Raw genomic sequence first — 20,283 nt, 5'->3', positions numbered from 1 at the left:
GCTCCGGTCCCGCACGTGGCACGTGCGGGACCGGAGCCGTCACGTTCCGCTCGGGCCCCGGCACGAACCACGCCACCCCCGGCGTGTTGGAGAACGGCACCGGCGTCGAGGCCGCGTGCGGCTTCGGAGCGGGATCGAACGTTCCGGAGGCCACCGGGTGCTAATCGGCTCTGACGAGGTCGTCGGGCTTCCAGGTCTGGTCGTAGAAGGCCGTTGCCGTGCCGTACAGGCGCAGGGCGATGATGAAGGCGCGTCCGGGGATCGTCTGGATGAAGGCGGCGTCGGCGACTCCGTCCGGCTTGCGGGGCGCGATCCAGAGGTCGATGGATCCGTCGGTGTTCTTCGGGATGTCGTAGTAGCTGTTGGTGGACGGCAGGAGCTGCTCGGTCTCGGGCATGGTGCCGTCGGTGATGTTGTAGGCGGTCACCGCCCAGAAGAGGTCGGCCGGCGGATCGGCCGGCAGGTGCATCCGGTAGGTGTGCGAGCCGTCCAGGAGGTCGCCGGCGGCGTCGCGGACGGTGAAGGGGTACTTCGAGCCGGCGCCGGTGCTGTGGATGGCCATGGCCGGGGCGGAGGAGTAGGCGTACTGGAAGAACCGTGAGCGGGCGTCGAGGTCGAGGTGGCTCGCCTGCATCCACTCCGCGGTGGCTCCGCACCAGGCGACCTCCCACTGGCGGTCGTCGTAGTGGAGGTTGCGGCGGTCGGCGCGCCCGAGCTGGGTGAGCGCGATGGTGGACTTCGGTGCGAAGTCCAGAGCCCGGTCGAGTTGCTGTCGCTGCAAGGCGTTCGGCGCGAAGGGCTCGCCCTTGACGATCCCGATGGAGGCGAGGACGCCGCGCAGCTCGGGGTCGATCGCGCTGACGGGCTCGTAGTCGACGAACTCCTTGAGCTTGGTCCAGTAGGAGAAGTCGGTGGGGTACATCATGTTCAGCCGGGCCCCGCTCGCGTTGGGGAACTCCATCGGCGGGACGTTCTTCTCCTGCTCCCACAGCGGGTAGATCCTGGTGCGTTCGGCCGTCGCGACGCCGACCGAGGGGCCCGGCCGCCCGTCGCCCCGGCCCATGATCGTGCGGAAGAACAGGAACACGTTGAACGTGCGGGAACGGAAGGTGAAGTACCCGTCCGGGACATGACCGTCGTAGCCCGGTGGCAGCAGCAGGTACAGGCCGCCGCGGGCCCGGTCGGGGCCGATCGCGCCGACGTCGGTGAGGGTGCGCTGGGAGAAGTCGGTGAACATCCCGATGACGTCGGCGGGGGCGTTCACCACGAGCGGGCCGGTCTTGCCCAGGTCCAGGTAGCCCATGGAGTAGATGACGTCCGCGTTGGGGGTGGGCACCCAGGTGCGGCTGTCCATCCGGTCCTTCCAGACCGGCAGCACGTGATAGCCGTCGCCGAACGCGCCTTGCGAACCGTCCCGCATCCCGATGACGTTCAGCGCGGGCAGCATCGTCAGGTACGCGTGCACCGCCCGCTGGAAGAACAACTCGGCGCGCAGCGCCTCGGCCTCCTCCCGGGGCAGCCAGTTGCCGCCGTTGATCCGTCACAGCAACGGCGAGGACGCCCCTTGCCCGTTGCCGGGGGCGGGCTGCTACGAACCGCCCGAATTCATATCGAAACTCTCCATATCTGGATCAGATCACCCATAACCTACCAAGCAGGATCTTTGGCTACCGTGTCGAGGCCGGAACCGGATCGTTGCCGTGGAACAGGCGGACACCGGTGACGCGGTGAAGTGCGAGATCGCCGTCCACGACCCCGGCAGCGGTGCACCCACCGCCCTCGACACCCGGGTCAGTGCCCTGCCCATCGCCCCTGACCGCGGGCGGCGCGGCCGACGGCAGCGGGGCACCGACGAGACGGTCCCGCTGGACTTCGACCGCTTCGGCGTCAACCGGGCGGCCGCGCAGACCGGTGGCGGAGCGCTGTCCCTGGACGATGCCATCCACCAGATGACGGTGCTCACGCTGTCCCGGCCCGCGGCGCGGGTCACCCGGCCCCCCTGAGCCTCGCCGGGGGTCCTCATCGTCCACAGACGGCCCGGTTAAAGTGTCGCTCCTCATGAACGTGGCACGACAGGACGACGACGTCCGGCAGAACGAAGACGGCGCACCCCCGCTGCTGCGCCTGCGTCTCCTCGGAGGCTTCCGCGCGGAACGGGACGGCGGCCCCGCGCTACCCGGACGCTGGCCCCGTCCAAGTGCGCAGACCCTCGTGAAGCTGCTCGCCGTCGTGCCGGGTCACAGCCTCCACCGCGGGCAGGTGCAGGAGATCTGCTGGCCGAACGCGACGCCGCAGGCCGCCGTCGGCAGCCTGCGGGTCGCCCTCCACGCCGCCCGTCACGCCCTGGAACCGGAGATCGCACCGCGCGCCGCCTCCTCCTACCTCGTCTCCGACGGAGCACTGCTCCGGCTCGACCCGCGGCGCGTGTGGATCGACGCGGACGAGGCCGAGGCCCTCTCCCGCGAGGCACTGAACGGGGTGCTCATCGGGAAGGGCAAGGACTCCGGTGGCTCCGTTCCCGTCCGGTCCGGCGACGCGCTCACGGCGGCGCTCGACGCGTACGGCGGCGAACTGCTCCCCGAGGACCGCTACGCCCCCTGGGCCGAGCAGCGCCGCTCCGAACTCTCCTCGCTGCGGCTGCGCGTCCTGCTCGCCCTCGCCGAACTGAGGCTGGCCGACGGGTCGTACGAGGAGGCCTCCGGTGCGGCCCGCCAGGTCCTCGCCACCGCCCCGGCGGAGGAGCGCGCCCACCGACTGCTCATGACGGCCTGCCTCGAGCAGGGGCTCCACGCCCAGGTGGTGCGTCAGTACGAGCAGTGCCGTGACGCCCTCGCCGAGGAACTCGGCATCGCTCCGGGGCCGGAGACGGAGCGTCTGCGCCGGCTCGCGGTCCGGTCCTCACCGGGCCCTCGCGTCCGTCCGGAGGGCACCGTCACCGGGGCGCCCCTGCCCTCCGCCGTGCAGGCGGCCACGAGCGGCACGCTGCACGGGCGCGAGGAACTGCTGCGCACTATCGTCACCACCACCCACGTCCCGGTGGTCCTGCTCAGCGGAGAGGCCGGGATCGGCAAGACCCGACTCGCGGCCCAGGCCGCCGCGCGTCTCGCCGAGTCGGGTGCGACCGTGTTGTGGGGTGCGGCGCACGATGCCGAAGGACACATGCCGTACGGCCCGTTCGTCGAGGCACTGCACGGCTGGCTCACCCGTCGTCCGCAGGCCCACCGGACACGGGTCGCGAGTCTCTGCCCCGAGCTCGTTCCTCTCCTGCCCTCCCTGCACCAGGTCGCGGGCGGCGCGTCTCCGACGCCTCCCGGCGCACGGGGCGTCGACGCGCCCGACGAGCGGGCCCGCCTCTTCCACGGGGTGGAGCGCCTCCTCACGGAGATCGGCGGGGACGGCGGGGTGGTCGTCGTCCTGGACGACCTGCAGGCCGCCGACGCGGGCACGCACCACCTCCTCGTCCGGCTGGCGCGGCGGCTCTCGGAGGCGGGCGACGGGTTCCCCTGTCGCTTCCTCGTGACCCTTCGCGACGACGAACCCCTTCCCGAGGCGGACCTGCTGCGGGTGGACGAGCTGGTCCGCGCGGGTCTCGCAGCCCGCTTCGCCGTACCGCGCCTGGGCAGGAAGGACGCTCTCGCCCTGGCGCGTGAGGTGCGGGCGCCGCTGGGGCCGGGGGGCGACGAGCGGGACCTCGACCGGGTGTGGCGGCTCTCGCTCGGCAATCCCCTCTTCACCGTCGAACTCGCCCGCGCGGGCACGGCGCACCAGGGCGAGGAGCGGAGTGGTGCTCCCGAAGGCGTTCGCCAGCTGGTCGCCCGGCGGCTGCTGCGACTCGAACCCCGGGCCCGGCGCATGGCCGAAGTCGTCGCGGCCGCCGGAGGAACCGCCCCGCTCGCCGAGGTCCTCGACATCGCCCGCGACGGACTCCACCCGCCGATGTCGACGGCGGAGGCGATCGCGGCCCTCGAAGGGACCGTGGCCGCCTCCCTCCTGGCCGAGCAGCAGATCGTCGTCGGCGGCCGGAGCGTCACCGGGCTTGCCTTCCGACACCCCCTCCTCCGCCTCACCTGCTACGAGCTCCTCTCCCGACTGCGCTCGCTCAGTCTGCACGCCGCCTGGAGCGAGACCCTCCTCCGACACCGGCCCGGCGACGTGGACGCGCTGGTCTGGCACCTGCTGCGTGCCGAGGACCGCCGGGCGGTGGACCACCTGCGCCGGGCGGCGGAGCGCGCGGCGGCCCTCTACGCCAACGAGGAGGCCGACGGGTACTACCGCCGGCTGACGCCCCTGGTCGCGGCCGACCCGGTCCGGGCGGCCGACGTGGGCATGGACCACGGCGCCCTGCTCCATCGGATGTCCCGCTACGGGGACGCCGCGGACGTCCTGCGCGCGGCCCTCGCCTCGGCCGACCGGGCCGGAGCCGCGGACACCGCCGTGGCGGTCACGGCCCGGCTCGCCGAGGCCCTGATCCGGACGGGCAGACAGGACGAGGCCCGCCGGGCGCTCGACGCCCGGCGTCCCGGCCCGACGACGCCCCCGGACGCGGTGGCCGCGCACCGGCTGGCCTCCTCCATCATCGATTTCGTCGAGGGACGGCACACCGGGGCCGTGAAGTCGGCGGCCGCGTCCGCGGCCGCCGCCGCGGACCTGCCCGGCCGTGCGGGCGCGCGGGCCCTCGCCCGTGCGCTGGCCCAACAGGCCGTCTCGCTCGGACTGACGGAACGCCTGCGCGAGGCTCAGGCCGCCGCCGAGGAGGCCTTGCCGCACGCGGTCGCGGCGGGAGACGCCTCGGTGGAGGCCCTGGTGCTGTCGATCCTGCGCGAGAACGCCCGCCGAACGGGACGGCTGACCGACGCGGTCTCGTACGGGGAGCGCGCCGCCGCCCTCGCCGACCGGGTCGGCAGCCCCGAGGCGAGCTCCTTCGAGCGCACCAACCTGGCGGAGCTGCACCTGCTCCTCGGCCGGGACGCCGAAGCGGAGAGACTGGCCGTGGCGGCGGAGCAGACGGCCCGCACACGGGCGCCACGGACCCTCCCGTATGCCCTCACCGCCCTGGCACGGACCCGGATGACCTGGAATCCGCCGATGGCGCGGGCGCTCCTCTCCCGCGCGGAGGGCTGTGCCGAGCAGTCCGGCGAGCAGCAGGCCTTCGACGAGGTACGGCTCGCGACCGCCGAACTCGCGCTGCGCACCGGCCGGCCAGAGGAGGCGCTCTCCTTCCTCGGCACCGGGGCGACCGCTCCCCGCGCCGCCTGTCTACGGGGCTGGGCCCTGGTCCGCACCGGCCGCCACTCGGAGGCCGTCACGCTTCTGGAACGGGAGGCGGCACGCGCGGATCGGACGGGGCAGCACCTCCTCGCCGTGGAGACGACCACGGTGCTCGCGCTCGCCCTAGGCCTCTCCGGTCTGAAGGAACGGGCTTCCGCCCTCCTCGCCGACGCCCGGTACAGAGCCGAGTCCCTCCCGTACCCGGCGGGCCTCGCCCGGGTCCGGACCGCGGAGGCGGAACTGCTCACCTGAAGCCGCGGTCCCGTTGGCCGTCATGGTCATCCCCTGGCGCGCGTCGTGGACGTCACGTGTGCCGTCGAAGGCGACCGCCGGAGCATCGCAGCGTTGCCCTCCACGGTGCTCGGCTGCGCCGTCGGGCCCCTTCGACACTGCCCACCGAGACCGTTCCTGGACCGAACCGTGCAGGAGGGAAGGCAACGGGCCGGCTTGGCGCGGTCTCAACCCCCGAGGCCTTTCGAACAGGACGCCGGGCGGCCGGCACCCGGTAAGCCGGGACACCCTCGCGCCCGATGCCGACCACTCGCCGACTTTCCTGACGCGCCATCGGGGAGTGCCGGGGGGCTTCACCCGCCCCTCAGGACCGACCGCGACGACTCCACAAGCCTACGCAGCTCTCGCCCACGAGCCCCCGTGATCACCGTCACCCCGACGGATCGGCGACGACCCCCGATCCCCACATCCGCGAGGGCCCCGCCACCACAGGAACCCTCGAAGCGGCGCGGCAACCTAGCAGCGAATCCCGGATCGGCGAAGCCGACGATCCTCACGACCTGGCCATGGTCCGCCCGGTGACCCTTGGCTGTGACACAGAGCGGCTGCCAGGAATCTCCTGAATCCGGCCAGAGCAGAGCGCGACCCGGCACTGCGATCAGCCTCAGAGCAGCCTCGAGGAGCCGTCTCGCCCATGGAGACTTCCGAGGTCGCCGCGATGCTCAGCATGTCCACGAGCCGGGTCTACAGGGAAGCGTCGAAACCGGGCTTGAAGGGGTACAAACTCGGCCGAGGCAAGAACGCCAAGGTCCTCCACAAGAGGACCGAGGTCTTCAAATGGCTGGAGCAACAGAAGATCCATCAGCTCAATCTTCAGCGTCCCGTCGAACCGGGCTGCTTACTAGACCACTTGGCTGGACAACCGCCGAACGCTCGCTGCCGCAAAGGAAAGGAAGCGAAAAACTGGCAGGACGCCACAAATAGCTGACCCCTTCAGGGATTGTCAGGGGCATGGGCGACGATGGCCATCCGTACCGATTGGCCTGTGGGGGGCATGGTGTACCTGAGTCGTATTGCTGTCAGTGAGGCTTTTCCAACCCCAGTTTGAGCAGGTGAGGTCGGAAAGGCTCAGTGTCATCCTGCGGGCGTCGAGTTCGAGAACGGCGAGAAGGCCACGCCCGAGCCGGCCCGCAAGGTCGCCGCCGCGGAGCCGGCGAACATCCGCGCGGAGATCGGCGCTGAGGCCTTTGCGGCCGGCCACTGGCAGCAGGCCCACGACCTGCTCCTGGAGGTCTCCCTCGACGAGGACCACGCGGACTTCCTGACGCTGCCCGCGTACGAGCAGCTCAAGGGCTGACGTCCCCCTTCGGAAGCCGCTCCGAGTGGCCCAGGGTCTTTCCCGGGGCCACTCGGTCGCGTACGGCCCGCTTGACCGCAGTGGGCTCCGGGAAGCCGTGCTCGCGCCGGTCCCGGACCACCTCGTCGCCCACCCGCACGACGAACACCCCGCCCGTGCCGGGCTTGAGGGCCAGCTCGTCCAGCTCGGCCTCGAAGGTGGTCAGCAGCTCCTGCGCCAGCCAGGCCGCGCGCGGCAGCCAGCGGCACTGCGTGCAGTACTCGATCTGGACCCGGCGGGTCTCGGACGTCATCCCGGATGCACCGACCAATCCTGTTCGGCCGCGGGCTTGCCGTGCAGGTCGGGGACCTGCTTGAGCCACGCGGAGCGTCCTCGCCGATTCCTCGCCGCCCGCCGCGCGTCCTCGGCGGCGAGCTCGTCCCGGTTGGGGAAGTCGGTGGGCAGCCACTGCCGCGGCGCCCGCACGCGCGCGTGGCGGTAGGCCACATACGCCTCGCGCGCCTCGTCGGGCGTGGCGAACCCGCCGTCGGTGAGCCAGGCGTCCGGCACCTCGGCGACGATCCCGCGCAGCAGCTCCTCGGTCACCTTCGGCGCGAGTTCGGCGTCGGCCGCGCGCACGTCGGGGCCGTAGTGGCCGAGGGCGTGGTGGCGGAAGTCGTACACCTTGGCCGGGTCCGCGCCGTCCCAGCGGTGGTGGAAGACGAGCGCCGCGCCGTGGTCGATGAGCCACAGCCGCGGCGGTGCGGTGCCCGGCGTCGGCCACACCATCAGGTTGGAGCTCTGGACCGTACGGTCGACGGTGACGGTCAGCGCGTCCAGCCAGACGATCCGGCCCGCCTCCAGCGGGTCCACGGGAAGGACCCCGGCGATCTCGGGGGTGAAGTCGCGGGCGCCCGGCAGGTGGTCCGTGCCGGGGTTGAGGCCGGCGCTCGCCCCGTGCAGGTCGCGCACCTCCTGATGCGGCTCGTGCGCGGCGACGGCCGGGTCGAAGTGCACCAGCACCAGTTCGGGGAAGCGCTGCCCGAGGGCCCGGGCCGGCTCGCCGACGATCACCTCGGCGACCAGCGCCTTGCGGCCCTGCGCGGAGCCGGTGAACTTCACGACGTACGTGCCCAGGTCGTCGGCCTCCACGACTGCGGGCACGGAGCCGCCGGACCGCAGCGGGGTCACGTATCGGACAGCCGTCACATCGCGCAGCACACCGGCCAGGGTGGTTCAGCACCGCGGGACCGCCGGCGCGGGACGAGGCGCCGGCGGTCCCGCGGCGGGGACGGTCACATGCCGTGCGTCGGCGTGTCCTGTGTGCACACGACGTGGACGACCAGGTCGGCCGGCTCGATCCGCGGGTGCGCGCGGTGGGGGTGCGGTGACGGCAGGAGCTGGCCCTTGCGCACGGCGACGATCCAGCCGGTCGCGGTGTCGTTGGGGCGGCTCTCCAGCAGGTCGGCGGGTTCCTCGATGAAGCGGGCGTCCTTGCGGGCCTTGAGGGTGAAGCCGCCGCTGTAGGCCTGGAAGGGCGCGGGACAGAACAGCTCGTGGGGGCGGCCGTCGGCGCCGCCGCGGATCACCTTGCCGGTGATGTGGCGCGGCGGCTGGGGCGGGTCCGCCGCGGCCGGGGCGGCGCAGAGGCCGAGCAGGGTCACGGCACTCGCGACGGCCGCGAGAGCGGCCCGAGTCGTGCGCATGGCAGTAGTCCTCCTTGGAGCAGGGGAAGGGGAGACGGCCCATTGCTAGCAGCGCGTCGATCCGCGCCCCGGTGGACACGCAGAGTGAGACACCAACGGGCCATGCCGAATCGTTCCGCTCGGACGCCAGCTCCCGAATCGCTACGGTGTGTGATCTACTCGCCCCGTTCAGTCACTCTGTGTGGTCACCCGGCTCCGCCCGGGTGGCTGCCATGCGCTCTTAAGGAGCCTGATGTCCCGCAGAGGGAAATGGGCGCTCGCGGTCGGCTGTGCCGCGATCGCGCTGTCCGCCACCGCGCCCGCCGGCGCCTCCGTGCCGTCCGCCCGCTCGAAGCCCTCCCCGGCGCACGAGTCCCCCGTCCGGTCGGGCGGCGTCCGCATCACCGACGAACAGGTCCGCGCCGAGGTGCGCCCCGCCGAGGTGGAAGCCCTCGGCCAGGACGCCGCCGAACAGCTGGCCCGTGACCGCATCGGCATGCGGGCCATGGACCACGGTTACTCGCAGCCCATGCGGACCCGCAGCCTCAAGCGGCTGACCGAGTCCCAGAGGGAGATCAACTCGGCGTTCAGCGCCGAGAGCTGGGGCAAGTTCACCGAGTACTTCCCCAGCCCCGACTTCGGTGACCATGTCGCTCTGCTGCCCACGGGCAAGGTCCTGCTGTTCTCCTTCGAGCCCGTCGAGGACAGCCCGAACAAGGAGACCGCGCCCACCGACGTCATCGGCGGCGACAACGCCGGACGCGCCTACGTCTGGGACCCGGAGAAGGGCACGAAGGCCTCCGCCTTCAAGGCCGTACCGCCGCCCGTCGTCGAGGTGGACGACGGCACGGACGAGCCGCGGCCCGCGCCGATCTTCTGCGCCGGGCACTCCTACCTGCCCAACGGCATGGTGGGCGTCTTCGGCGGCAACCTCGGCGGCAACCACGGCTCCGGCGCGCACCTCGCGCTGGTCTTCGACCCGTGGAAGGAGACCTGGCTCCAGCAGCAGGACATGGCGGAGGGCCGCTGGTACCCGACCGTGGTCACCGGCGCCGACGGCCGGCAGTTCATCACCTCCGGCCACGGCGACGTCGGATGGGGCGTGCTGTCCAAGTCGATCGAGCGCTTCCCCGCCAAGGGCACGGCCGTCTCCCTGGACCCGTCGGCCAGGCCCCGGGGCCAGTCGCTCGACAGGTGGCCCGTCAAGGCCGAGTTCACGGTCGACTACCCGCATCTGTTCTCGCTGCGCGACGGCCTGATCTACGGGTTCGGGCGCAACTACGACGAGCAGTACGTCTTCGACCCGAAGCAGGAGACCAGCCGCAAGCTCGCCAACCGGCCCGACGGCGGCATGCGCAACTACGGCTCCGCCGTCGCCCTGCCCAACGGCGTCAACGGCCCGGACTCCGTCCTGATCCTCGGCGGCAACCGCAACGACCCCAACACCTACAAGTTCTCCGGCGGCCGCTGGACCAAGGACACCCCGCGCGCCTTCGGCCGCACCCAGGACGACACGCTGATCCTGCCCGACGGCACGCTGTTCACCGTCAACGGCGGCTACGACATCCGCGACTACGGCAACGGTCCGTACAACCCCAACGCGGACGAGAAGTACCGGCAGATCGAGCTGCGCGACAGCAGCGGCCAGTGGCGCCTCGGCCCCGTCCAGCGGCTGCCGCGCGCCTACCACTCCAACGCGGTGCTGCTGCCCGACGGCCGCATCATGGTCACCGGCGACGAGCTCCAGCAGATCGCCAACGACCCGGACGTGAAGTCCGACATGAACGGCACGATCGAGATCTACGAGCCGGCCTACCTGCACCAGGGCGACCGGCCGGCCCTGTCCGGCGTCCCCACCGCCCCGCAGGGGTACGCCGCCAACCTGCGGGTCAGCACCAGCACTCCGGACCGGGTCAGCCGGGCCGTCCTGATGGCCCCCATCACCTCCACCCACTCGGTGGACACCAGCCAGCGCCGGCTCGAACTGCCCATCACCAGCCGCGCCGGCAACAAGCTCGTGCTGCGCACCCCCGCCTCGGCCGAGGAAGCGCCCCCCGGCTACTACCTGCTGTTCCTGCTCGACGACGAGGGCGTGCCCAGCACCGCCCAGTGGGTGCAGCTGCGCCCGGGCACCTGACCCCGTCCGTCCCCGACACCCTCAGGGAGACTCATGCCCGCTCAGCTCACGCTGCGCGACAGCACCGAGATCCAGGGCGACATCCTGGCCGGTTTCAAGAAGGACAACATGTCCTTGCTCCTCCTCCAGTTCGGCGACGTCACCGCCGCCCGCTCCTGGCTGGAGGTCCTCGTCCCGCAGATCGCCACCACCCGGCAGGTCGCCGAATTCAACGCCCGGTTCAGCGAGGCCCGGCGCAACTCGATGGGCGACGACCCCCAGCACCTCAAGGCCACCTGGCTGGGACTCGCGCTCACCCACCCCGGACTCCAGTTCTTCACCGGCAAGGAGAAGATCTTCGACTCCGTGCCCGGCGGGAGCACGGTCGAGGCGTTCGTCCAGGGCGCGTCCGACCGGGCACTGGCCCTCGGCGACACCGACGACAGCGACCCGAAGGGCTGGCTGTTCGGCTACGACCACTTCCGCATCGTGCACGCCGTCCTGACGATCGCCTCCGACACCGAGGACGACCTCAGGAACGAGCTGGCCCGGCAGCGTGAGGCGGCTTCCCGCGCCGGGGCCGTCGTGGTCTTCCAGCAGGACGGGACCACCCTGCCCGGCGACTCCGCGGGCAAGGAGCACTTCGGCTTCAAGGACGGCGTCAGCGAGCCGGGCGTGCACGGCTTCGAGGAGGAGGACCCGGCCCGCCCCGGCTATGTGCTGGGCCACCCCGGCACCCGGCTGATCTCGGCCGACAAGTTCGTCGTCGACGCCACCGGCGACGGCAAGCGGCCCGCCGGTGTCCCGGCCTGGATGCGCAACGGCTCCTTCCAGGTCCTGCGCCGCCTCCACCAGGACGTGCCCGGCTGGTGGGCGCAGGTCGGCGTCGAGCTCAAGCGGCTCAAGGCCGCCAAGGCGGTCGACGACCGGACCACCCAGGAGTGGCTCGCCGCCCGTCTGGTGGGCCGCTGGCCGTCCGGCGCGTCGGTCGCCAACTGCCCGATGAAGCCGGCCGGGAAGCCGGAGCCCGAACCGGACAACGACATCACCTTCAAGGACGACCCCGACGGTCTGGTCACCCCGCTCTTCTCCCACCTGCGCAAGACCAATCCGCGCGACGGACTGGTCGACGGGGGCGAGCTGGTCGACGAGAGGTTCATGGACGAGCGGCGCATCATCCGCCGAGGCATCCCCTACGGGCGGCCCTTCAACCCCACCCAGGGCGAGGGAGGCGGCGCCGACGACCCCCGGGGGCTCGTCTTCGTCTGCTACCAGGCCGACCTGGTACGGCAGTTCGAGTTCATCCAGGCCGACTGGGTCAACGACCCCGACTTCCCGCACGACCGCCCGCACCGGCCGGGCCCCGATCCCATGGTGAGCGGGCAGCTGACCGATGTGAACGACGGCCAGGTCAGCTTCGAGAGCCGTAACGCGGCGGGTGAGCGGCAGACCACGACGCTCGGGTTCCGTCCGTTCGTCAGGACCGAGGGCGCGGTGTACGCCTTCAGCCCCTCCCTGAGCACCCTGCGCGGCCTCGCACAGGGGCGCCTGGAGGGCGGGTCGGTCACGCCCGTGCCGGATCCCCAGGCGCGGCCGGTCGACGCGGTGGTCCCCCAGCCCGGGCACCCGGGCCGCTACCTCGCCTTCCAGGGCGGGAAGGCCGTCCCGCTCACCTCCTCGGTCGGCGGTGGCGACGCCACCCTCGCACTCGACGGCTCGGGCGCGCGGCCGCTGTCCTTCTGGGACGACCTGCACGACATCAAGCAGGTCGACGCCGCCTGGCCCGTCCCGGACCGCCAGGAGGTGGGCGGGGAGTCCGGCCACTGGCTGTTCTTCACGGGCGACGACGGCAGGCAGCGCTACCGGTACGTCCTCGTCGACGGACAGGAGCCCGTCCGGGTCAGGGTGGACGGCAACCGGGCGCGGCCGCTGAGCCAGTGGAGCTCGTTCGACGCCGCCCCCGACCCCGTCACCCACGTCGACGCGGTGCTGCCGATCCCCGACAAGCAGCCCGGGGGTGACGGCCGGTACCACTACTGGATGTTCCACACCACGCCCGCGGGCCAGCGGTACCGGATCATCTCCCTGCAGGCCGGGGGTTACCGGGACCGCCGCGAGACGGACGACAGCGGGCTCGGCATGTGGCCGTCCCTCGCCGGGGTGGAGCATGTCGACGCCGTCCAGCCCGTGCCTGGCCGGCAGCCGGGCAACGCCCAGAACTGGTACTGGGTCTTCCACAAGGGCGGCTACCGGGTGATCAGCGTCGCCGACGGCTCGGCGCACACCGACGCCGTCGTCCAGCGGGACCGCCCGCTGCCGGGCTGACCCCACCCCACCGCCGAGGCCCCCGGGAACCCACCCCGGGGGCCTTGCCGTGACCGCTCACCCGTCGGTCAACGGGTTGGGCAAAAGATTCAGTAGGGGGTGTCTTGCCGATCAGGTCGGGCTCACTCCTTCCGGTAACGGCGACCGCCTCACCGTCACGGCTCTCCCTCCAGCGCGGTTACGTGGGAGAACCCATTGGGCCGGGCCCGGCGCCGACGGGCCGCACGAGACAGGTGATGGACATGCGCACTGAGGCCGCCAAGCGGGTCGAACTGGTCTTCTCCCTCTTCGACGCCAACGGCAACGGGGTCATCGACTCCGGCGACTTCGATCTGATGACGGGACGTGTTCTGGAGGCGGCGGTCGCATCGGACGCCGGCGCCAAGGAGGCCATCCGGGCCGCGTTCCGCCGCTATTGGACGACGCTGGCCGGCGAACTGGACGCCGACGGCGACGGCGTGATCACCGTCGAGGAGTTCCGCCCCTTCGTGCTCGACCCCGAGCGCTTCGGCCCCACGATCACCGAGTTCGCCCAGGCGCTCTCCGCACTCGGCGACCCGGACGGGGACGGCCTGATCGAGCGCCCGCTCTTCATGTCGCTGATGACGGCGATCGGCTTCGAGGAGGCGAACATCCACGCGCTCTTCGACGCCTTCGGCCCGGACGCCGATGACCGCATCACCGTGGCCACGTGGGCCGCCGGCATCGAGGACTACTACGCACCGGACCTGGCCGGGATCCCCGGCGACCGGCTGGTGGGCGCACCGACCGTCTGACACGGCCCGCCCGCGGGCGTCCCGGGGCGGGGCCGACCGTCCCGGGACGCACCGTCGACCCGGCGGACGTCACGCCCCGGGCTTGTGGGCGAAGACCCACCGGTTCCCCTCCAGGGCGTCGTTCGGCTCGGGGAGGGGACCGCGGCCGTGCCGGCGGGTGAAGTCGAAGGGCGTGCACATCGACGTGGACCAGCCCCTGGCCGTCAGGCGGCCCGCCGAGTCGGGGCGCGGTCCCAGGTCGAAGAGGTCGAGCAGGTCGATGCCGATCTGCTCGCGCGTCGCCGTGTAGATCGCGCTGTCGCGGTACGCCAGCAGGTCCTTCTCCAGCTTGGCCTCGAAGGCCAGGGCGCTGCCCCAGGTGGTCAGCCGGTCCATCGTGTCGATGAGGTGCGTCTCGGTGGAACCCGGCAGGTAGAAGAGCAGCCCCTCGGCCAGCCAGACGCTCGGTGCGGCCGGGTCGAAGCCGGTGGAGGTCAGCGCGGTGGCCCAATCCTCGCGCAGGTCGACCGGTACGGGGACGCGCTTCGTCCTCGGGGCGGCCGACAGGTCCGTGAGGACCTGCTGCTTGAAGGCCAGCACGCCCGCCCTGTCGATCTCGAAGACCACGCAGTCGGGCGGCAGGTCCAGCCGGAAGGCGCGCGTGTCCAGCCCCGCGCCCAGCAGGACCACCTGACGGGCGCCGTCGTGGACCGACCCGAGGACGAAGTCGTCGAGGACCCGGGTCCGCAGCCCGAAGTAGCGGGCGAACCTGCCCCACAGCGGGTTGTCGTCCCCCTCCGGGACCTGTCCGATGCGCACCGGCCAGTCCGCACACGCCGGGGCGGCGCGTACGAAGTGTTCGGCGTGCACGTCCTGAGCCAGGCTGTCGTGGCGGTGGGTCTCGATCGCCCGGGCCGCGGCGACCAGGAGGGCGGTCAGCCCCACACCTCCTTCCACGCCTTCCGCGTCGGCCTGCCGAGTCGCTGTGGCGGCCGCGCCTCCTCCGGTGGCGGGACGGGGGGACTCATCGGTGGTGGCGGTTTCGCTCATCGGTCTCTTCTCTCCGGCAGCAGGACGGGTTTGACCACACGGCCGGCGTCGCAGTCGCGTTCGGCCTCGTTGATGTCGGCCAGCGGGTAGGTGCGGATCAGCCGGTCGAAGGGGAAGCGGCCGGCCTGCCACAGGCCGGTCAGCCGGGGTATCAGCAGTCCGGGTACCGCGTCGCCCTCGCATATGTGGCGCATGCATCGGCCTCGGTCGAGCGTGCCCGGTTCGAGCGGCAGGGAGGTGTGGAGGCGTGCCACGAGCCCGAGGGTGCCGGTGGGTCGCAGGGCTTGGAGCGCGTCGTTGATGAGCGGGGCCGAGGCCGTGGTGTCCAGGGCGTACTGGGCTCCGCCGTCGGTCAGTCGGCGCAGCCGCTCGGGCAGCCCGCGCGATCCGGCGGACAGCGGTGTCGCGCCGAACCGTTCGGCCAGGTCCAGCCGCACGGGATGGCGGTCGACGGCCACGGTCCGTACGCCGGCGGCGGTGGCCGCCATCACGGCGGCCAGGCCCACCGCTCCGGCGCCGAGGACGGCGAGGGTGTCGCCGGGTCCTGCGGCGAAGGTGTTGAGTACGGCTCCGGCCCCGGTGAGGAAGCCGCAGCCGAGCGGCCCGAGGAGTTCGAGCGGCAGGGCGGGGTCGACCCGGACGGCGTTGCGGGCCGGGACGAGCGCGTACGCCGCGAAGGAGGACTGGCCGAACCACCGGGGAGCCAGCGCCTTTCCGGTCGCGTCGGTGAGCCGCGGTGGTTCCTCCTCGCGTCCGCCGAAGAGGTTGAGGGAGGCGAAGGAGTCGCAGTAGGCGGGGGCGGCGGCCCGGCAGTTCCGACAGTGGCCGCAGGAGTCGAAGCTCAGCACGACGTGGTCCCCGACGCCGAGCGCGATCCCGGGGCCGCCGCCCGTCGCCACGACGACCCCGGCGCCCTCGTGGCCGAGGACCGCCGGGAGCGGGCTGCGGCCGGCCGACCGCCGTACCGCGAGGTCGGTACGACACATCCCGGCCCCCGCGATCTCGACCAGGATCTCGCCGGGGCCCGGCTCCGTACGCAGGGTCACTTCCTCGAGCGTGAACGGGTCCTCGTACGAGCGGAGTACGGCTGCCTGGAACCTCGTGGTCACGCTTCCTCCTCGCGCGGGCGGTGGACGACGAACGGCCGGAGGTTGCCGTAGAGGCCCCACGGTCCGCCCGCGACACCGACCCCGCTGTCCTTGACGCCCGCGAAGGGCTGGGCGAGGGAGAGTTCGGCATGGTGGTTGATCCAGGCCGTGCCGCATTCGAGCCGGTCGGCCACCGCCTCGGCCCGGTCGAGATCGGTGCCCCAGACGGAGCCGCCCAGTCCGAAGCCGGTGCCGTTGGCCGCGTCGAGGGCCTCGCCGAGGTTTCGGTACGGAAGTACCGGCAGGACCGGTCCGAACTGTTCCTCGGTCACCACCGGGCTGTCGGGCGGGACGTCGGTGAGGATCGTGGGAGCGAAGAAGTACCCCGCCCCGTCGAGTCGGTGGCCACCGGCCGCGACCCGGGCGCCGTCCGCCAGGGCCCGCCCTGTGACCTGCTCGACCCGGGCCAGCTGGGGAGCGTTGCTGACCGGACCGATCCGGGTGTCCGGATCGAGTCCGGCTCCGACCGGGACGGTCTTCGCGCGCTGGGCGAGGGCTTCGACGACCTCGGCATGGAGCCGGGCAGGGGCGTAGACGCGTTTGACCGCCATGCAGACCTGCCCGCAGTTGCGGAACGCGGCCCAGAACAGCCGGTCCGCGATCCGGTCCACGTCGACGTCGTCCAGGAGGACGGCCGCGTCGTTGCCGCCCAGTTCCAGGGTGACCCTGGCGAGCGAGGCCGCCGCGGCCCCGGCGACGGCCCGGCCGGTGGGCACCGAGCCGGTGAAGGTGACGTGACGGATGCCCGGGTGGGCGGCGAGACGGGCACCGAGGGGTTCACGGCCGGTGACGACGGTCAGGACGTCCTCGGGCAGGACGGTGGCGAGGACGGAGCCGAGCAGCCGGGTGGCGAGCGGGGTGTGAGGGGACGGTTTGAGGACCACGGTGTTGCCGGCCGCCAGCGCGGGCGCGAACTTCGCCGCCGCGAGCTGGAGCGGGAAGTTCCACGGCACGATCGCGGCCACGGGCCCGACGGACCGCCAGCGGACCTCGCTGTGCACGGGTCGGCCGTCGTCGATCCGACGGACCCTGGGGGCCAGGTCGGCGAAGTAGCGCAGCCGGGCCGCCGTACGGGCGATCTCGGCGTACGACTCGGCCAGGGGCTTGCCCTGTTCCCGCGTGAGCAGCCGGGCGAGGTCGTCTCCGGCCGTTTCCACGGCGTCGGCCGCGGCGCGCAGGGCGGTGGTGCGGGCGGCGGGGTCGGCGCGCCAGCCGTGCCAGGCCCGCTGGGCCCGGGCGACCGCCTCGTCCAACTCGTGCGGCCGCTGGTCGGGGGCCTCGTCGAAGGCCTCCCCGGTGGCCGGGTCGACGACGGCAAGGCGTGCGGCACGGTGCCCGGGGACGCGACCGGCTTCCGGTGTCGGCATCCCGGTGGTCAGCTCACGGCCCGAGCGCCGACGGTGCGCTCCCGGGCCTGCCGGTCCATCTCCGCCCGGAAGGCGGCGACCAGATGCGGCTGGATCCTCCCGGCGTTGCGGTCACCGCCCGCGCAGACCGCTCCCCGCACGCCCACGATGTCCGTGCCGATGCGGGTCAGCGGACCGAGATCGGCCTGCTTGACGCTGCCCGCGAGGGCGGCGAGCAGACCGGAGGCGTGGGCGCGCCGGACGAACTCGGCGCAGGCGTCGGGCGGGACGTGGTCGAAGAGCCGTGTGCCGTCTTTGATCGCGGTGTCCAGCATGGCCGCGTCGGCACCGGCGCGGACGGCGATGTCGGGCAGGGCGAGTGGGTTGACGCAGCCGATGCGGTGGGCGTCGGCGTATCCCGAGGCGACGACGAGCGCCTCGGGGCGGTGGTCCTTCACCGCACGGACGACCGCCCTCATCACCTCGACCCCCTGCTCGGGAGTCGTGCAGCCGTACAGGCCGACCTTGATGTACGTGGCGCCGGAGGCAACCGCGCCCAGCGCGGCCAACGCCACCGTACCGGGCTTGTACGGCACGTCCCCCAGGGTGGCGGACACCGGCTTGTCCGCCGGCACCGCGTCACGGATCTCCCGGATGACCCAGGGGAAGTTGGCGCCCAGAGAGCCCTCGTCGGGCTTCTTGACGTCGATGATGTCGAGGTGTTCCGCGGCCTTCGCACAGTCGAGGGCTTCCTCGACGCCGTCCGGGGAGATGAGAAGCAACACCATGAGCTCCTTCCGCCGCATGTCCACCTGGCCGAGGACAGGGGTGCGGATCACTCGGTTCACCTGCGATGCGCTCATCCTTTCCGTCGCCCCGTGGGCACCGGTAGGGCGCACGGAGCTCCCGGGAGGTGCGCAAAGGCACGCTCATGATGCGGTGTGCACCGCCGTGCACCGGCGCCTGTCGACGCACGCCCGACCCTGCCGACCGCCCCCGATGCCCACTTGTGTGCTTCGGAGCCCTGTCTGCCTGCCCCCGTCCCCAGGCACGGAGGGCCTCCGCGGGGGTCGCACGCTCCCGTCCGCGGAAGTCCGGGAGGCCGGTGACGTGTCCGTCATCGCTCCGAAGAGCTCGGACCGCGACGGAAGCGGAGGCCGGTCGCACGGCCGCGGGGGCGGTCGGCGGGTCCCTGGGCTACGGTCGGGCCCATGAAGGGAATCCGAGCCGCCCTGATCGACATCGACGGCGTCCTCACCGTTTCCTGGAAGGCGCTGCCCGGAGCGGTCCGGGCCATGGAGCAGCTGCGCGCCGCGGGGCTCTCCGTGACGCTGGTCACCAACAACACGTCCCGTACGCGGGCCGTCATCGCCTCACGGCTGGCCGGACTCGGCTTCCCCGTGGGTGCCGAGGACGTTCTGACCGCGCCGGCGGCCACCGCGGCGTATCTGCGCGAGCGCTTCCCCGGCGCGCGCTGCCTCCTGCTCAACAGCGGAGACGTACGGGACGACCTGCCGGGGGTCACGCTCGTCGACGAGGGCGACGCGGACGTCGTCGTGCTCGGGGGCGCGGGAGCCGAGTTCGGCTACGAGGCCCTCAACCGGGTCTTCCGGCAGCTGCAGGGCGGGGCCCGGCTGGTGTCGATGCACCGCAATCTGTACTGGCGCACCGAGGCCGGCCTCGACCTGGACACCGGGGCGTTCCTCGAAGGCCTCGAGAAGGCCGCCCGTACGGAGGCGGAGGTGACGGGCAAGCCGGCGCCGGCGTTCTTCGCGAGCGCCCTCGCCCACCTCGGCGTCGACGCGTCGGAGGCGCTGATGGTCGGCGACGACATCGAGTCCGACGTGCTGGCCGCCCAGCGGTCGGGCATCACCGGCGTACTGGTGAGGACGGGGAAGTACCTCCCCGAGACGCACCGCGCCGCCTCCGGGACGCCCGACCACGTCCTCGACTCCTTCGCCGACCTGCCCGCCCTCCTCACTCCCGGGGGCGGCGCAACGCCTCGGCACTGACCGGTCCCGAAGCCGATCACGTGGGCAGGCGGGCCGCGCGAACGGCGCTCCCGCCCGGGCACCCGGACAGGAGCGCCCGCCGGGGGCGCCGTCGTATCAGCGGGTGACCGTCGCGTCGGCCCAGTCCGCGTGGTCGTGGTTCACGCCGTCCCCGCCGTCGGCGACGACGAGGCGCACGGTCCCGGCGCCCGCCGAGGCAGTACTCCATCCACCTCACCGCAGGCGCGCACCCCGAGCCCCTTGGCGTGGACGAGCCGCCCGTGGTGAGCGGCCCCCGGCCTCGGCCTCACCGACGCCGGTGTCCTTCTCGACGGACCCCAGCCGTTCTCGGCGCTGGCGTCGCTCAGGTACGACGTGCCGGCCGGGGGCGGGTACGGTGGCCGAGAACGTGTCGGCGACGCTCGCGTGCTGCCACAGATCGCGCACCGGGCAGGCCCGCCGCCTTCGCTGTGGTCGCGATGCGCTGGGGCCGGTCCGACTCGCTGAACAGGGCGATCGCCCGTCAGCCATCAGACCGACGACCACACACCGGCCGTCCTCGGCGCTGATGACCCTGCTCTGCTTCCCCAGCGGATCCTGGTCGACGAGGGAGGAGCGGGTCCGGTACTCGGTGTCCGTCATCCCACCGTTGCCGACCTCGGGCATCCCCGGGCCGTTCCAGGTGCCGGGCTCGGCGTAGGCGTCGAGCGGCAGGTTCTGCCTGGCGATCGACAGCATGCCGCCCCGGCTGTCGCTGATGCCGTGGGTGGTCCGCCACAGGTGGCCCACGTCGGACGCCCATTCCCAGGGCCGGTTCACGTCCCCTTCACAGATGTTGTGGACGATGGGCCGCCCCGTCGCCTCCAGTGCGTCACGCATGGCGGTGCAGCGCTTCTTGGCGTCGACGCCCTGGTTGTCGCAGTCCTCGTACTTACCGGTGCCGTGAGGGCGCGGTCAGACCAGCAGGACGATCGCCAGCGCGCCCGACGCGTCGACGACGCCGCACCATTCCGACCAGGCGCGGGGGACGAC

At 72.5% G+C, this 20,283-nt stretch carries 15 protein-coding genes and 3 pseudogenes; 8 read left to right on the top strand and 10 right to left on the bottom strand.

What is annotated here, in order from left to right; genetic code table 11:
• Positions 1-160: 160 nt before the first annotated feature.
• Positions 161-1,483, bottom strand: coding sequence for a DUF1254 domain-containing protein (locus tag K7G60_RS23855; protein ID WP_225802977.1), 1,323 nt, complete (start codon positions 1,481-1,483; stop codon positions 161-163).
• 217 nt (positions 1,484-1,700) lie between these two features.
• On the opposite strand from K7G60_RS23855, the gene K7G60_RS23850 reads away from it, so the two are divergent.
• From K7G60_RS23850 to K7G60_RS23835, 4 genes and pseudogenes are all read left to right on the top strand, one after another.
• Entirely contained in the window at positions 1,701-2,003 is a 303-nt protein-coding gene (locus tag K7G60_RS23850; protein ID WP_225802976.1) for a hypothetical protein, read from the top strand.
• 55 nt (positions 2,004-2,058) lie between these two features.
• A complete protein-coding gene (locus K7G60_RS23845; RefSeq protein WP_225802975.1) occupies positions 2,059-5,520 on the top strand; it encodes a BTAD domain-containing putative transcriptional regulator in 3,462 nt (1,153 codons plus the stop codon).
• A 673-nt stretch (positions 5,521-6,193) separates the two neighbouring features.
• The gene (locus K7G60_RS23840) at positions 6,194-6,487 is read left to right on the top strand and encodes a helix-turn-helix domain-containing protein (protein ID WP_225802974.1); all 294 of its coding nucleotides are present in this window, start codon (positions 6,194-6,196) and stop codon (positions 6,485-6,487) included.
• 153 nt (positions 6,488-6,640) lie between these two features.
• Positions 6,641-6,856 (top strand): annotated as a pseudogene (locus tag K7G60_RS23835) (malate synthase A); the annotation flags it as partial.
• Here the strand turns inward: K7G60_RS23835 and K7G60_RS23830 are convergent.
• The 3 genes from K7G60_RS23830 to K7G60_RS23820 form a co-directional block, all read right to left on the bottom strand.
• A complete protein-coding gene (locus tag K7G60_RS23830) occupies positions 6,846-7,148 on the bottom strand; it encodes a SelT/SelW/SelH family protein (RefSeq protein WP_225802973.1) in 303 nt (100 codons plus the stop codon). The pseudogene K7G60_RS23835 and the gene K7G60_RS23830 sit on opposite strands and share 11 nt — an antisense overlap.
• Complete coding sequence (locus K7G60_RS23825; protein WP_225802972.1) at positions 7,145-8,056, bottom strand: HipA family kinase; 912 nt, start codon at positions 8,054-8,056, stop codon at positions 7,145-7,147. Before K7G60_RS23825 ends, K7G60_RS23830 begins: the two co-directional genes overlap by 4 nt.
• Before the next feature lie 74 nt (positions 8,057-8,130).
• Complete coding sequence (locus tag K7G60_RS23820; RefSeq protein WP_225802971.1) at positions 8,131-8,541, bottom strand: hypothetical protein; 411 nt, start codon at positions 8,539-8,541, stop codon at positions 8,131-8,133.
• A gap of 232 nt (positions 8,542-8,773) precedes the next feature.
• Here K7G60_RS23820 and K7G60_RS23815 point away from each other — a divergent pair, with 232 nt between their 5' ends.
• From K7G60_RS23815 to K7G60_RS23805, 3 genes are all read left to right on the top strand, one after another.
• A complete protein-coding gene (locus K7G60_RS23815) occupies positions 8,774-10,657 on the top strand; it encodes a galactose oxidase early set domain-containing protein (protein WP_225802970.1) in 1,884 nt (627 codons plus the stop codon).
• A gap of 33 nt (positions 10,658-10,690) precedes the next feature.
• Positions 10,691-12,961: a Dyp-type peroxidase gene (locus K7G60_RS23810; protein WP_225802969.1), complete on the top strand. Its 2,271-nt coding sequence runs from the start codon at positions 10,691-10,693 to the stop codon at positions 12,959-12,961.
• Between the two features lie 242 nt (positions 12,962-13,203).
• Positions 13,204-13,737: an EF-hand domain-containing protein gene (locus K7G60_RS23805; protein WP_225802968.1), complete on the top strand. Its 534-nt coding sequence runs from the start codon at positions 13,204-13,206 to the stop codon at positions 13,735-13,737.
• 69 nt (positions 13,738-13,806) lie between these two features.
• Here K7G60_RS23805 and K7G60_RS23800 read toward each other — a convergent pair whose 3' ends face one another.
• The 4 genes from K7G60_RS23800 to K7G60_RS23785 are packed head-to-tail and all read right to left on the bottom strand — an operon-like array spanning position 13,807 to position 18,045.
• Positions 13,807-14,766, bottom strand: a complete 960-nt coding sequence (locus K7G60_RS23800) for an SAM-dependent methyltransferase (protein WP_263986242.1) — start codon at positions 14,764-14,766, stop codon at positions 13,807-13,809.
• A complete protein-coding gene (locus K7G60_RS23795; protein ID WP_225802966.1) occupies positions 14,763-15,875 on the bottom strand; it encodes an NAD(P)-dependent alcohol dehydrogenase in 1,113 nt (370 codons plus the stop codon). Before K7G60_RS23795 ends, K7G60_RS23800 begins: the two co-directional genes overlap by 4 nt.
• Positions 15,872-17,281 (bottom strand): aldehyde dehydrogenase family protein, encoded by a 1,410-nt coding sequence (locus K7G60_RS23790; protein WP_225802965.1) that lies wholly within the window; start codon positions 17,279-17,281, stop codon positions 15,872-15,874. The genes K7G60_RS23795 and K7G60_RS23790 overlap by 4 nt, the downstream gene beginning before the upstream one ends.
• Before the next feature lie 8 nt (positions 17,282-17,289).
• Complete coding sequence (locus tag K7G60_RS23785) at positions 17,290-18,045, bottom strand: (5-formylfuran-3-yl)methyl phosphate synthase (RefSeq protein WP_225803004.1); 756 nt, start codon at positions 18,043-18,045, stop codon at positions 17,290-17,292.
• 426 nt (positions 18,046-18,471) lie between these two features.
• On the opposite strand from K7G60_RS23785, the gene K7G60_RS23780 reads away from it, so the two are divergent.
• Positions 18,472-19,272 carry a TIGR01458 family HAD-type hydrolase gene (locus tag K7G60_RS23780; RefSeq protein ID WP_225802964.1) on the top strand — a complete coding sequence of 267 codons (801 nt, stop codon included), beginning with the start codon at positions 18,472-18,474 and terminating at the stop codon, positions 19,270-19,272.
• A 96-nt stretch (positions 19,273-19,368) separates the two neighbouring features.
• Here the strand turns inward: K7G60_RS23780 and K7G60_RS23775 are convergent.
• A pseudogene (locus K7G60_RS23775) lies at positions 19,369-19,452 on the bottom strand (NPCBM/NEW2 domain-containing protein); the annotation flags it as partial.
• A gap of 171 nt (positions 19,453-19,623) precedes the next feature.
• Positions 19,624-20,184 (bottom strand): annotated as a pseudogene (locus K7G60_RS23770) (alpha-galactosidase); the annotation flags it as partial.
• Positions 20,185-20,283 lie beyond the last annotated feature (99 nt).

This window comes from Streptomyces sp. NK15101 (assembly GCF_020400725.1).
Taxonomy (GTDB): domain Bacteria; phylum Actinomycetota; class Actinomycetes; order Streptomycetales; family Streptomycetaceae; genus Streptomyces.
This window is presented reverse-complemented; position numbering and strand designations above follow the sequence as displayed.

What these genes read in the sequence shown, in the direction of transcription:
- K7G60_RS23780 (WP_225802964.1), top strand. Translation starts at nt 18,472, where the DNA reads ATGAAGGGAATCCGAGCCGCCCTGATCGACATCGACGGCGTCCTCACC.
- K7G60_RS23845 (WP_225802975.1), top strand. Translation starts at nt 2,059, where the DNA reads ATGAACGTGGCACGACAGGACGACGACGTCCGGCAGAACGAAGACGGC.
- K7G60_RS23830 (WP_225802973.1), bottom strand. Translation starts at nt 7,148, where the DNA reads ATGACGTCCGAGACCCGCCGGGTCCAGATCGAGTACTGCACGCAGTGC.
- K7G60_RS23840 (WP_225802974.1), top strand. Translation starts at nt 6,194, where the DNA reads ATGGAGACTTCCGAGGTCGCCGCGATGCTCAGCATGTCCACGAGCCGG.
- K7G60_RS23815 (WP_225802970.1), top strand. Translation starts at nt 8,774, where the DNA reads ATGTCCCGCAGAGGGAAATGGGCGCTCGCGGTCGGCTGTGCCGCGATC.
- K7G60_RS23790 (WP_225802965.1), bottom strand. Translation starts at nt 17,281, where the DNA reads ATGCCGACACCGGAAGCCGGTCGCGTCCCCGGGCACCGTGCCGCACGC.
- K7G60_RS23805 (WP_225802968.1), top strand. Translation starts at nt 13,204, where the DNA reads ATGCGCACTGAGGCCGCCAAGCGGGTCGAACTGGTCTTCTCCCTCTTC.
- K7G60_RS23820 (WP_225802971.1), bottom strand. Translation starts at nt 8,541, where the DNA reads ATGCGCACGACTCGGGCCGCTCTCGCGGCCGTCGCGAGTGCCGTGACC.
- K7G60_RS23800 (WP_263986242.1), bottom strand. Translation starts at nt 14,766, where the DNA reads ATGAGCGAAACCGCCACCACCGATGAGTCCCCCCGTCCCGCCACCGGA.
- K7G60_RS23810 (WP_225802969.1), top strand. Translation starts at nt 10,691, where the DNA reads ATGCCCGCTCAGCTCACGCTGCGCGACAGCACCGAGATCCAGGGCGAC.